This is a genomic window from Bacillus haynesii, from assembly GCF_014042035.1.
In the GTDB taxonomy this organism is placed as follows: Bacteria; Bacillota; Bacilli; order Bacillales; family Bacillaceae; genus Bacillus; species Bacillus haynesii.
Window position 1 is genome coordinate 3,537,663 of the sequence record NZ_CP059494.1, and the last position, 12,458, is coordinate 3,550,120.

Consider the following 12,458-nt stretch of genomic DNA (forward strand, 5'->3'; position numbering starts at 1 on the left):
CATATTTGAGGTGAAATGATGTTAAAAGGACTTTATACAGCAACTTCAGCAATGATCACCCAGCAGCGCCGCACAGAGATGCTGACGAATAATATCGCGAATGCAAATACGCCGGGATATAAAGAAGACCAAGGGTCAATCCGTTCTTTCCCGGAAATGCTTTTGAGCCGGATTGAATCCGATTCTTTCAAGGCCGGCGGCGCTTCGCGTTCGTTTTCAACACAGACACCAATCGGTTCTATCAATACAGGGGTTTATATGCAGGAACTGAAGCCCCAATTCTCGCAAGGCGATCTGCAAAGCACGAATGAGCCGACAGATATCGCAATTAGCGAAACTGAAGTTCCGGTTAACGGGGAAACAAACGATAAAGCAGCACTTTTCTACGCGGTCCGGCTTGAAAATGGGGATGTACGCTATTCAAGAAGCAGCCGTTTTTCTTTAAACGAAAATAATGAATTGACAATAAACGGCCGACTCGTCCTTTCAACGGAAAACCGGCCGATTACGGTGGGAAGCGAGAATTTTCAAGTCGCTGAGGACGGAACGGTGACTGAAAACGGCCAAAACCTGGGAAGGATCGATGTCAGAATCGCGCTCGATACGAGAAATTTAGCAAGAGAAGGCGATGATCTGTACCGTACTGAAAACGGTGAGGCGCTGCCAAGCGCAGTCGGCAATCCTGAAGTCACTTATTCTGTCAAGCAGGGGATGACCGAACGGTCGAATGTCGACGTGACGAGAGCCTATACGGAAATGACCGCTGCCTACCGCTCGTTTGAAGCCAACCAAAAAGTTCTTCAGGCTTATGATAAAAGCATGGAAAAGGCGGCCAATGAGATTGGAAGGATCGGATAAATGACCGATCGCGATCAGCGTAAATGGAGGATGTGGAAAAACGATGCTTAGATCCATGATCACCGCTTCAAACACAATGTTTGAACTGCAAAAACAAATTGATAATATCAGCCATAATCTTGCAAACACCGATACAACGGGATATAAGGCGAAAAACACGAGCTTTTCGGAGCTGATCAGGCAGCAGATTGAACAAGTAAACGAGAAAAATAATGAAGTAGCGGCAAGCAGAAAGACGCCGCCCGGACTTCGCCTCGGCGTCGGAGCCGTCATGACCGACCGGCTGACGCATAAACAGGGAAGCCTTAAGGAGACGGGCCGCGATCTTGATATTGCACTGACTTCTCCTTATCAGTACTTCCAGGTCAATGTCGACGGGGAAGTGCAATATACAAGAGACGGGGCATTTTACTTAACGCCTGCGGCGGGGAACGCCAACCAGATGCAACTGGTGACGAAAGAAGGGCATGCCGTGCTTGATGAAAACGGAAATGCCATCCGCTTCAATCAGCGCTATAAACACATCAAAGTCGACGATTCGGGAAGTGTCACCGTTTCGTCAGACAATCAGGGAGAAGCGCCATTGCGTTTTAACCTGGGGATCGTCCGGGCTGTCAAACCTCAGGCTCTTACGGAGGAAGGAAGCAATCTTTTTTCTGTCAGCGATGAATTGAGAGCAACAGCTCTTATCAATCTGAACGGAGCCGGACGGCAGGACATTTCTTTAAAACAGGGGTTCCTCGAAGCATCAAATGTCGATGTATCGAAGGAAATGACCGATCTGATCTCTTCGCAGCGTTCTTATCAAATGAATTCCCGCGCCATCACGATGGGCGATCAAATGATGGGGCTGATCAATTCAGTACGTTAGCACAGCAAAACAGGAGCCGGCCAAACGACGTTTGGTTCAGGCTCTTTTTTATTTTCATTTTCAGCGTTATAAACCGGTTGTGTCTCATCTTTTGTTGAAAAAGATTCCGTTTCATAATATACTTCCAGATGTACAGAATAAGGCACTGACATATCATTCTATACATATTTTTCGAAAAAGGAGATGTCAAGGCAATGCTTGATGCTCAGCAAATTAAAGAAATCATTCCCCACCGCTATCCCTTTCTGCTGGTAGACCGTGTGACAGAAGTAGAGGAAGGAAAACGGGCCGCGGGTTATAAAAATGTGACAGTAAATGAAGAGTTCTTTAACGGACACTTTCCGGATTATCCGGTGATGCCTGGCGTTTTAATTGTTGAAGCGCTTGCGCAAGTGGGTGCCGTGGCGCTTTTGATGAAGGAAGAAAACCGCGGAAGGCTCGCGTTTTTTGCGGGAATTGACAGCTGCCGCTTCAAAAAGCAGGTAAAACCGGGCGATCAGCTTCATCTTGAGCTTGAAGTGCTTCGTTTCCGCGGTTCCATTGGCAAAGGAAAAGGAGTCGCAAAAGTAGACGGAGAAGTCGTGTGTGAAGCCGAATTGATGTTCTCTCTTGGTGAAAAGCAGGAATAATGTAAACAGAATGGGTTTTCGTAAAAGCCCATTTGTTTTTTTATCATGAAAGCGAAAAGGTGATCATTCATGTGGAAAGAATTTAAAAGCTTTGCGATTCGGGGAAATGTAATCGATCTTGCAATTGGTGTCATCATAGGGGGCGCTTTTGGTAAAATCGTAACTTCGCTTGTCAATGATTTGATGATGCCGCTCCTCGGCCTTCTGCTTGGAGGCCTGGATTTTTCCGCGCTGTCGTTCACATTTGTTGATGCTGAAATTAAATATGGGTTATTCATTCAGTCGATCGTCAATTTCTTTATTATTTCGTTTTCCATTTTTCTATTTATCCGATATATCTCGAAGCTGAAGAAGAAGGATGCCGAAGAAGAAAAAGCTGCTCCTGATCCGCAGGAAGAATTGCTTAAGGAAATACGGGATCTGTTAAAAGAGCAGACGAGACATTCTTAGAACTATAAATGAAAAGGCTGTCCGGCGAAGACAGCCTTTTCTATATATTTTGCTTAAATGCTTCAAGAAGCCGGTCTCCGGAATATCCTTCTTTCATTAAATCTTCCAAAATCTTGTCGGAGCCTTTCCTCAGCTTTGAGCTGACCATTTTGCCGTCCAATAAGACGGAAACATGCTCGCCAAGCACCGTGATCTTTTTGACCTTCGCTAACAGCTGTGCGGGGCGGTTGCTTTTTTTCGTGATCGTTACATATGCTTTCACTTCTTTGCCTTCCTGAAGGAGGTATTCGAAAAAATACCGGTATTCTTTCGAAACCAGCCCTTCAACCATCCAGTGGTTTTCTCCGTCTTCTTTATTAATGATAAGGCCGTCGATCAGCGGGAACTCCTCAAGCCGCTTTGATGTTTCATCCTGGCGGACAATTTTTAAATCAATAAGCCTAAAGGTTTTCACTAGTATCACCTCACAAGCTTCCATAGTTGTATAACCATTATAGCACATTCGCTTGGGAGAACTCTTACCCTGGTTTGCTTCTGCAATAGGAGCATATTCATATTTTAAATTTTGCAAAAAGTATTTTATAATGCTTTATTTTTATTTATACTTTAGGTGATATTGAGCAGGAGGTGACTTATGAACCATTTTTACTTAAAGGAAGTATTTGTGATCGCAAGCAATCCAGCTGCTGACTGCCGTCAATATATGCCTATGATTTGCTTTTCAGCCGGTAACAAAAAGCACGAAATCAGCACGTATGCGAATGAAGGCATCGTGTTTCGCTATGAAACAAAGGACAGAATGGAAATATACGAATTTCAAGTAACGCTTAAACAGAAAGAGTTGTCATTCCGTCTGTATGCTTGGGACGGGGGCTCATATGTCCGCGTATACTCAGAGCGGTGGCTGTCATCTCCTGTTTTTTTTCAGTTTCTGAAAAATACGTATTTCTCTAATAACAAAGAAATGATTTTTTTGATTAATGGCAGAAAAAAGCAAAAATTATGACATGAACTCGGGTTTTTTCCGGGTTATTTTTCTTTTATGAGGATTTTGCTTAAAAACCGATCTCTTATAAACTGGGGATACCCGAACAGGAAGGGAGGGACGAAATGTTTAATGAGATCATGCTGGTCGGGCGTTTGACAAAAGACCCCGAACTTCGGTATACATCTGACGGTGTCCCTGTTGCAAATGTGACGCTGGCTGTCAGCAGGCCTTTCAAAAATGCAGCAGGCGAAATTGAAGCGGATTTTGTCAATTGCACGCTGTGGCGCAAAACTGCCGTGAACACAGCCGAATATTGCGAAAAAGGCTCCATCATCGGGCTGAGCGGAAGAATCCAAACCCGCCAATACGTCAATTCAGAAGGCGAAGGCGTCTTTATTACAGAAGTTGTCGCCCGGTCAGTCAGATTTTTGGGAGAAAGCCGAAAAGCGCATGAGCCGGCGGATGCTTAAACCGCAAGATTCCTTCTATAAACGCCTTTCTTAAAAAAAATCAATCAATATCCCCTTTTTTATCCCCCTTTATGGCCGGTTTTCAATGACCGGTTTTTTTATTTTAGACAAAAAATAGACAAATTTAAATTGACGTCCAAAAATTCCGAATGTATAATGTAAGCGAATACAACTACAAATGACTAATACTTGCACAAATGTGCAAAAGAAGGGTGATCTTATGGAAATAAAGGATGATAAACGCCTTCTGATCAAAGTCTGCAAAATGTACTACGAAGAGGATATGACACAGAGCCAGATTGCAAAAGCAACAGGGATATACAGAACAACGGTCGGACGCATGCTGAAAAAAGCGCGTGAGGAAGGAATCGTTAAAATCACGATCGATGACCATGTCGGGACACACTATGATTTGGAACGGGAGCTCGAACAGCTGCTCGGGCTTAAAGAAGTGTACATATGCGAAGCAAAACCGGAACAAACAGCTGAAGACAAGAAGAAACTCGTCGGCAAAGCCGGAGCCGAAATCTTAAAACGCGTTGTGAAAGACGGGGATACGGTAGGCTTCGCATGGGGGACGACGATGGCGGGAATGATCGGGGAGTTTCACGGCGTCAAAAAACGGAGTGCTTCATTCGTGCCGCTTGTCGGCGGTCCGGGCGCCATGGATACGAAATATCACGTGAACAGCATCGTCTACAGCATTGCCGGTGACTTTGGAGGCACGCCCTACTTTATAGATGCGGCAGCCGTTGTCGAAAAAAAAGAAACGAAAGAGGAAATCGTCAAGTCCCACTATTTCAAAAAAATAGAAAGTCTGTGGAACGGCCTTACCGTGGCAGCCGTCGGAATCGGGGCGCCGCTTAGTTCTTCAAATATGATCTGGACAGGATTTTACGGCGACCAGGATATCGAGCGCCTTGAAGAAAAACATGCAGTCGGAGATATATGCTCGCGCTTCTTTGATCGTTCGGGAGCATTAGTAGAAACAGAGATTCATGACAGAACCATCGCGATAGACATCAACCGGTTAAAGGATTTGGAGTATTCCATCGGTCTTGCCGAATCCCATGAAAAAGTTCCTTCCATTATTGGGGCTGCAAAAGGCCGCTATATTAATATTTTAGTGACAACTGCCGAAACAGCCAGAGAAATTGCCGAGGAGGTGAGAAACCAATCATGATCATTTACTTTATCATCGCTCTTGGAGCTGCATGGCTTCTCCAAAGCGTTTTGGGTTTCTGGCAAATCAGGCATTTCAACCGAACATTCGCCGCGTACAGACGTATGGGGAGAGTCGCGGTCGGAAGAAAGACCGGCTTATTCAGAGCCGGAACGGTCGTCCTGTTTGTCATTGACAAACGCAATAAAATTTTGAAGGCATCAAAAATGCAAGGTGTCACCGTCTTTTCAAGAATCAGGCCTTTAAAAGGGTTTGAAGGAAAGTATTTGCTGAAGATCGGACAAGCGGAGCTTGCCCGGCACGACCGCCTCACACGTCTTGCAATTGAAGATGCCTTGAGAACATTCGACATCATCACGAAAGGGGGTGATATCCCGCAGAAGAAAACACGGCTTCAAAAACTAATGAGCTTTCAAATTAAAAAAAGAGGTGAAATATGAAAAACGTAACATGGCTTGCGGAAAAGTTTATGGATTTATTCAGGCATGGCGGAGAAGTGTTTGTCAGTATGCTTACAGACATCGTTCCTTTATTGATTATGCTGCTTGTTGCCATGAATGCCCTGATACGCCTGATAGGAGAAAAGCGCGTCGAAGCGCTCGCGAGGAAGTCGGGAAAAAATCCATTGACCAGATACATGGTTTTGCCTGTCATCGGTACGTTCATGCTTGCAAATCCAATGACGCTGTCGCTTGGCAGGTTCTTGCCTGAAAAATACAAACCGAGTTATTATGCGGCTGCATCTTATTCCTGTCACACGCATAACGGACTTTTCCCGCACGTGAATCCGGGCGAGCTGTTTGTTTTCCTCGGGATTGCCGCAGGGATTACGACGCTGGGGCATGAAACGACAGAGCTTGCTCTCCGCTATCTTTTGGTCGGGATTGTGACAAACTTTCTCAGGGGCTGGGTAACGGATATGACAACGGCTTATGTCGCGAAACAGCAGGGCATTGCCTTGAAAGATTCGATTGATCTTAAATAAGAAAGGCGGGTATACAGATGAGTTCCTATCGTTCGGTTGAAGTTTCAAAAGGGCCGGGAGGGTTTGGCGGGCCTCTGGTGATCACGCCTGATGAAGAGAGAAATAAAATCGTGTACGTTACCGGCGGAAACAAACCAGATTTTGCGGATCATTTAGCTGAGCTGACGGGATGCACCCTGGTCGACGGCTTTAAAACGACTGTACCTGAAAGCGAAATGGCTGCTGTGATCATCGACTGCGGAGGGACGCTGCGCTGCGGACTTTATCCACAAAAGCGAATTCCGACGATCAATGTGATGGCGACCGGGAAAAGCGGACCGCTTGCCGCCCATATTACAGAAGATATATATGTTTCCGGAGTAAAAAAAGAGAATATTAAACTGCTGGGAGCTGTGGAGGAGCCTGAACAGTCTAATATTCCAGAAGAAAAACAAATACAAAATAAACACAACCATTATAGCACAGAGAAAAAAATTAGTGAACAGCAGTCGCCGAAAGGGATGATGGCGACAATCGGGATGGCCATGGGATCGGTCGTCAGCACGTTTTATCAAGCGGGACGGGAAGCAATTGAAACCGTTATCAAAACAATTCTTCCGTTCATGGCTTTTGTGGCTCTATTGATCGGCATCATTAAAGAGTCAGGTATCGGAGACATTTTTGCCAAATATCTATCACCATTTGCAGGCTCACTGCCCGGATTGCTATTAATCTCGCTTGTTTGTTCATTTCCGCTGCTTTCCCCGTTCCTTGGACCGGGGGCGGTGATTGCACAAGTTGTCGGTTCTCTGATCGGCGTCGAGATTGGCAAAGGAAACATTCCGCCGAATTTGGCGCTGCCGGCGTTATTTGCGATCAATTCGCAAGCCGCTGCCGACTTTGTTCCAGTCGGTCTGGGTCTTGCGGAAGCGGAAGTCGAAACGGTTGAAGTCGGGGTGCCGTCGGTGCTGTATTCGCGTTTTCTGACGGGGGCGCCAACCGTTTTCATTGCTTGGCTGGCCAGCTTTGGCATGTATGACAGCTGAGGTTTTCTTAAGGAGGGAGAATAATGGTCATGCTGTATGAAACAAAAATAAACAGAATAGGAGTTCAAGCAGCGGCATTTTCAGATGAAAAGATGCTCATCTTATTTGGCGAAGGTGCTCCGGATGAATTGAAAGATTATTGTTTATCAATTGATATAAATCCTGTAGAAGCCGAATTCAAGGAAGGCGATGAGCTTTTGCTTGGCGGCGAGTCCTACAAAATCACAGCCGTTGGCGGAGCCGTTCGTCAGAACCTGGCGAATCTCGGGCATATTACGCTGAAATTTGACGGGTCAGCTTCAGCCGAGCTGCCGGGAACACTGTACCTTGAACGAAAAGAACAAATGCCGGAGGTTTCAGCAGGAGACTGTATTCAAGTTAAAAGATTCTCATAAGGAGCGGGTGCTATATGGAGATGAATAAAGGAAAAGTGGCATTGATATGCGGCGGCGGACAAAGTCTCGGAGAAGCGCTGTCCTACCGCATGGCAGAGGCGGGATATGACATCGCGGTCGCAGACATCAACGGCGAGAACGCCGAAAGAACGGCTGATTATGCAGCCGGTCAATACGGGGTCAAATCGCTGTGGATTCAAGCGGATTTTACAAAGGAAGCCGATGTAAAAAAAATGATCGACAGGGTCACGGACGAATTCGAAAAAATCGATGTGATGGTGTACAGTGCGGGAATCGCCAAAAGCAATAAGATCACAGATTTTGAGCTAGAAGACTGGGAACGGACCATCGAAGTCAATTTGACCGGGTATTTTCTTTGCGCGAGGGAAACGTCAAAGGTCATGATTAAGCAGGGAAGCGGGTCAATCATTCAAATCAACTCCAAATCGGGAAAAGTCGGCAGCAAGCATAATACAGCTTATTCAGCTTCCAAATTTGGAGGCGTCGGTCTCACTCAAAGCCTCGCGCTTGATCTTGCCGAACACAACATTCGCGTGAACAGCATTATGCCGGGGAATTTGTTGAAATCGCCGATGTTCCAAAGCTTGATCCCGCAATACGCGAAAAAGCTCGGCATTCCGGAGAGTGAAGTAGAGCGCGTGTACACCGAAAAAGTGCCGCTTGGGCGGGGCTGTACGTATGATGACATCGCCAATGCCATCTTGTTTTATGCTTCTGACCAGGCATCCTATATGACGGGTCAATCGATCAATGTAACCGGAGGGCAGGTCATGCATTAAAACACGAAGGGGGACGCAATAATGAACATGCTGATTGATTCAGCGCATATACCGGAGATTGAAAGATTGCTGGATTCATTTCCCGCTGGCGGCGTCACAACAAACCCGACGCTGATCGCAAGGGAAAAGCAGCCCTTTAAACAGCAGATTCAAGATATTCGGCGGTTCCTTCCCGAACAGCTGCCTCTCCATGCCCAGGTGATCGCCGACCAATGGCGGGATATGGTCGATCAGGCGAAGGCGCTCTATAACTGGCTGGATGGAAACGTGTCGGTGAAAATTCCGGTGACAGCTCAAGGACTTTACGCGATCAGAAAGCTTGCGGCTGAAAACATCCAGACCACAGGGACAACGGTTTATACCGCTGCACAGGCTGTACTGGCGGCAAAAGCCGGCGTCTCCTATGTCGCGCCTTATGTCAATCGTATTGATCAGGAGTATGGTAATGGGGCGGGCGTTGTCAAATCGATTGTCGGCTTATTCCACACATACCGTTTAAATTGCAAAGTGCTTGCGGCAAGCTTTAAACATAACCGTCAAATTCTTGCCGTCATGGAAGCGGGGAGTCATGAGGCGACAATCAGTCCCGAGCTTTTAAGCCATTTGGCTGATCATCCGGCTGCAGACCGCGATATCCATGTGTTTCGTGAAGTTTGGCACTCTCAATATGGAACATTTTCAATTTAGCGTACGAGCCTGAGGGCCGGGAAACCGGCCTCAGGCTTTATTTTTGCTTACCATTACTTATATACTCTTGATTTATTCGGCGGAATTGCTTATAATCACTTATAAATAATGAATTTTACTTGCGTAAAGAAGGAATGATCGAGTGTATCAAGAGGAAAGGCTAATTTCCATCATCGACTATTTAAAAGAGCATAAACGGATTTCCGTTGAACAAATTTGTTCTTTATTCGGAGTTTCAAGAGATACGGCAAGGCGGGATCTGGTCAAACTGCAAGAGCAAGGTGCTATTATCAGAACAAGGGGAGGGGCGATTCTGCCTACCGTTCATGATGAAGTCAAAGACTATTCGGGCAGGCTGGGCATGGTTTCCGAAGAAAAAAGCATGATCGGAAAAGCAGCTGCTTCTTTAATCAGAGAGGGCGACCGCATTATTTTGGACGCTTCCACGACTGTCCAATCATGCGCCGAGCATTTGCCGGATGTCAATTGCACGATCATCACCAATTCGATTAACCTTGCAGATGTTCTTTCCTCTAGAAAAGGGGCTGATATCCATCTGCTTGGAGGAAAGCTTCAAAAAGAGCACCGCTTTTTGTACGGCGCATCCGTCATTGAAAAGCTGTCATGCTATCATGTTGATAAAGCACTGATCGGCGTGGTGGGGGTTTCTGAACACGGGCTTACAATCGCCCATGAGGAGGACGGAATGGTGAAGCGGAAAATGATTTCCCAAGCGAAGCAAGTCATAGCGCTTGCCGACCATTCGAAAATCGGGAGAACGGATTTTTACCGGTATGCTGAACTAGGTGACATCGACCTTCTCATTACAGACCGGCTGCCGTCGAAACCGTTTCAGAAGCTGCTTGATGAGCACGATGTGGAGCTGCTCGTGGCTGAACATCACGATACTTAAGGGGGAATACAGCAGATGAAAATGATTGCTGTCGATTTAGACGGGACGTTGTTAAACAGTGAAAGCAAGATCTCAAAGGAAAACATCGATGCGATTAAAAAAGCGCGGGAACACGGGATTGAAGTAGTGGTTGCCACGGGGAGAGCATCCTTTGATGTGCAAGCGATTTTTGAGCCGACAGGTATTAAAACATGGATTATCAGTGCCAACGGAGCGGTGATTCATGATCCTGAAGGCCGTCTTTACCACTCGGTGCCGCTTAACCGGAAACGGGCGGAAGGAATTCTTCAATGGCTTGAAGAAAAGAATTACTATTATGAGGTATTCAGCGATGAAGCGATCTTCACGCCGCAAAACGGCCGCGAGCTGCTTGACATTGAGCTGGACCGCTTGAAAAGCGCAAATCCCGAGGCCGATCTTTCAAGGCTGGAACTCGCGGCTGAACAGCAGCTCAGCCAAAATGGATACGCGTACATCAGCTCCTATACCGACCTGTTTTTAGCCGGAAAGGATGTCAATGTATATAACATATTAGCTTTTTCTTTTCATAAAGAAAAACTGGAAACAGGCTGGCAGCAATTTGAAGATGCACAAGATATTACACTTGTCACTTCAGCCGAGCATAACTTTGAAATTGAGCATCTTCAGGCGTCAAAAGGGCTTGCATTGGAGAAGCTTTCACGCAAGCTCGGCATTTCCCTTCAGGAAACAGCTGCCGTCGGAGACAGCCTCAATGATTTTTCGATGCTGAAGATCGCGGGGAAAAGCTTTGCCATGGGCAATGCGCGCGAAGACATTAAAGAGATGGCTGATGAGGTAACGCTCACTAATGATGAAAATGGCGTCGCTCACATCCTGCATCAGCTGATTGAACAGCAAGTCAAACCGGTTTAATTCGTACATCCTTTCAAATCGGCGTGATGCCGTACACGGCAGCGTAACGATTGAAGGAGTGCGGTTAAGCAGCGGATGTTATTGATCCGCGGGCCGCCGACAATGTCGGCGGCCTTTATTTATTTTAACGCTGCCTCGTGAACGTGGGATATTATTTTCGTTACTTTTTATTCATTGTTTGATCTGGTGATGTTTGTTACTATTTAACTATTATTTCAAATTGTAAGAATGGAAGGTGACTTTTTGATTAGTTTAAATCCTCTTATTAGAAAAAGATACTAGAACTCATTGAAAAAGAGTAAATAACAGGTGATCGATTTGGATAATCAAATGAGTATAATGTATGAGAAAGCAGAGCGGCTTTCAAAGTGGGGGAAAACAAAGGAAGCCTTGAAGGAAGCAGAGCAGTTTTTATCCAACTACCCCGACTCATACGAAGGCTATCAATTGCTTTCAAATATATATTTTAATGCAAAAGAATATGAAAAAGCGGTACAGTTTGCAAAAGAGGCTTTAAATTTAGATCCGATGAACTTTGAAATTTTGGCTGTCTTGACTCTTGCATACTATGAATTGGGAATGTACGAAGAGCATGAGGAAATAAATGAAATAATGATTTCAGAGTACCCCGATTATCACTACACTTATGCAATGCACGCTCAATTTCTTTTCCATGATAAAAATGAGTATGAAAAATCGCGTTTTTATATAGAAAAGGCAGTGGAATTAGAACCTGACGATCCATTTTCTCTTGTCGTATACAGTGAGATTTTGGCGGTGTTTTTTGAGGATGGATTATCAAGGGCGTGTTCAGACAGAGCGCTCGCCCAAAATGCCGATGATGCCATGATCACGGGAATGGCCGCTTCTGCGGCATATAGAAGAGGAGATTATGCACAAGCATTGACTTTAAACAAAAGAGCTCTACAAATCAATCCGAACAATCCAGGGATTGTACCCAATTTAGCGTTATACAACATGTGTAATTTTTGGTTTATGAAATTCCCGTTGAAAATCAGGCGATTCCATGAAAAACTTCGTGTTAAAAAACCGGTGTTGTTTTGGCCGCTTCTTGTCATTGTGACATTGGTCTTCAAGTGGCTTACGATTCCATACCTGTTTCTCGTCTACAGTACACCTTATATGATGAATGGGCTGGCGGGAGCCTTCATGCAGCGAAAATTGCCCGAACAGATGCGAGGAAGTTCGGTCCTCACATTTTTGAGGTACACACCGATTTGGATCCTTATTGTATTGCTGATGATTGTGATAGGGATCATATCATTCTTATGCAGATTGATATTTTAAAT

General features: G+C 45.5%; 17 protein-coding genes. 16 read left to right on the plus strand and 1 reads right to left on the minus strand.

Annotation, left to right across the window (positions count from 1 at the left end; genetic code table 11):
- Nucleotides 1–18: 18 nt before the first annotated feature.
- From H2R00_RS17465 to mscL, 4 genes are all read left to right on the plus strand, one after another.
- A complete protein-coding gene (locus H2R00_RS17465; RefSeq protein WP_182071106.1) occupies nucleotides 19–858 on the plus strand; it encodes a flagellar hook-basal body protein in 840 nt (279 codons plus the stop codon).
- Nucleotides 859–901: 43 nt separating this feature from the next.
- The gene (locus H2R00_RS17470) at nucleotides 902–1,729 is read left to right on the plus strand and encodes a flagellar hook-basal body protein (RefSeq protein ID WP_154994717.1); all 828 of its coding nucleotides are present in this window, start codon (nucleotides 902–904) and stop codon (nucleotides 1,727–1,729) included.
- A gap of 194 nt (nucleotides 1,730–1,923) precedes the next feature.
- Nucleotides 1,924–2,358, plus strand: coding sequence for a 3-hydroxyacyl-ACP dehydratase FabZ (gene fabZ / locus H2R00_RS17475; RefSeq protein WP_003185902.1), 435 nt, complete (start codon nucleotides 1,924–1,926; stop codon nucleotides 2,356–2,358).
- 69 nt (nucleotides 2,359–2,427) lie between these two features.
- Nucleotides 2,428–2,808 carry a large conductance mechanosensitive channel protein MscL gene (gene mscL, locus H2R00_RS17480; protein WP_154994715.1) on the plus strand — a complete coding sequence of 127 codons (381 nt, stop codon included), beginning with the start codon at nucleotides 2,428–2,430 and terminating at the stop codon, nucleotides 2,806–2,808.
- 40 nt (nucleotides 2,809–2,848) lie between these two features.
- On the opposite strand, the gene H2R00_RS17485 is transcribed toward mscL, so the two are convergent.
- Nucleotides 2,849–3,262 carry a YwpF-like family protein gene (locus H2R00_RS17485; protein WP_154994713.1) on the minus strand — a complete coding sequence of 138 codons (414 nt, stop codon included), beginning with the start codon at nucleotides 3,260–3,262 and terminating at the stop codon, nucleotides 2,849–2,851.
- A 180-nt stretch (nucleotides 3,263–3,442) separates the two neighbouring features.
- On the opposite strand from H2R00_RS17485, the gene H2R00_RS17490 reads away from it, so the two are divergent.
- From H2R00_RS17490 to H2R00_RS17545, 12 genes are all read left to right on the plus strand, one after another.
- Complete coding sequence (locus H2R00_RS17490; protein ID WP_154994711.1) at nucleotides 3,443–3,814, plus strand: hypothetical protein; 372 nt, start codon at nucleotides 3,443–3,445, stop codon at nucleotides 3,812–3,814.
- Nucleotides 3,815–3,918: 104 nt separating this feature from the next.
- Complete coding sequence (gene ssb, locus H2R00_RS17495) at nucleotides 3,919–4,266, plus strand: single-stranded DNA-binding protein (protein ID WP_154994709.1); 348 nt, start codon at nucleotides 3,919–3,921, stop codon at nucleotides 4,264–4,266.
- 220 nt (nucleotides 4,267–4,486) lie between these two features.
- Nucleotides 4,487–5,449 carry a sugar-binding transcriptional regulator gene (locus H2R00_RS17500; protein ID WP_154994707.1) on the plus strand — a complete coding sequence of 321 codons (963 nt, stop codon included), beginning with the start codon at nucleotides 4,487–4,489 and terminating at the stop codon, nucleotides 5,447–5,449.
- Nucleotides 5,446–5,889 (plus strand): transcriptional regulator GutM, encoded by a 444-nt coding sequence (locus H2R00_RS17505; RefSeq protein ID WP_154994705.1) that lies wholly within the window; start codon nucleotides 5,446–5,448, stop codon nucleotides 5,887–5,889. The genes H2R00_RS17500 and H2R00_RS17505 overlap by 4 nt, the downstream gene beginning before the upstream one ends.
- The gene (srlA, locus tag H2R00_RS17510; RefSeq protein WP_043925087.1) at nucleotides 5,886–6,434 is read left to right on the plus strand and encodes a PTS glucitol/sorbitol transporter subunit IIC; all 549 of its coding nucleotides are present in this window, start codon (nucleotides 5,886–5,888) and stop codon (nucleotides 6,432–6,434) included. The genes H2R00_RS17505 and srlA overlap by 4 nt, the downstream gene beginning before the upstream one ends.
- Before the next feature lie 17 nt (nucleotides 6,435–6,451).
- Nucleotides 6,452–7,459, plus strand: a complete 1,008-nt coding sequence (gene srlE / locus H2R00_RS17515; protein ID WP_176276682.1) for a PTS glucitol/sorbitol transporter subunit IIB — start codon at nucleotides 6,452–6,454, stop codon at nucleotides 7,457–7,459.
- A gap of 23 nt (nucleotides 7,460–7,482) precedes the next feature.
- Complete coding sequence (locus tag H2R00_RS17520; protein WP_154994702.1) at nucleotides 7,483–7,854, plus strand: PTS glucitol/sorbitol transporter subunit IIA; 372 nt, start codon at nucleotides 7,483–7,485, stop codon at nucleotides 7,852–7,854.
- Between the two features lie 14 nt (nucleotides 7,855–7,868).
- Nucleotides 7,869–8,654, plus strand: coding sequence for a sorbitol-6-phosphate dehydrogenase (gene srlD, locus H2R00_RS17525; protein ID WP_154994700.1), 786 nt, complete (start codon nucleotides 7,869–7,871; stop codon nucleotides 8,652–8,654).
- Between the two features lie 21 nt (nucleotides 8,655–8,675).
- Entirely contained in the window at nucleotides 8,676–9,341 is a 666-nt protein-coding gene (locus tag H2R00_RS17530) for a transaldolase family protein (protein ID WP_182069946.1), read from the plus strand.
- 142 nt (nucleotides 9,342–9,483) lie between these two features.
- Nucleotides 9,484–10,254 (plus strand): transcriptional regulator GlcR, encoded by a 771-nt coding sequence (locus tag H2R00_RS17535; protein ID WP_154994696.1) that lies wholly within the window; start codon nucleotides 9,484–9,486, stop codon nucleotides 10,252–10,254.
- Between the two features lie 15 nt (nucleotides 10,255–10,269).
- Nucleotides 10,270–11,148: a Cof-type HAD-IIB family hydrolase gene (locus H2R00_RS17540; RefSeq protein ID WP_154994694.1), complete on the plus strand. Its 879-nt coding sequence runs from the start codon at nucleotides 10,270–10,272 to the stop codon at nucleotides 11,146–11,148.
- 318 nt (nucleotides 11,149–11,466) lie between these two features.
- Nucleotides 11,467–12,456: a tetratricopeptide repeat protein gene (locus H2R00_RS17545; RefSeq protein ID WP_182069947.1), complete on the plus strand. Its 990-nt coding sequence runs from the start codon at nucleotides 11,467–11,469 to the stop codon at nucleotides 12,454–12,456.
- Nucleotides 12,457–12,458 lie beyond the last annotated feature (2 nt).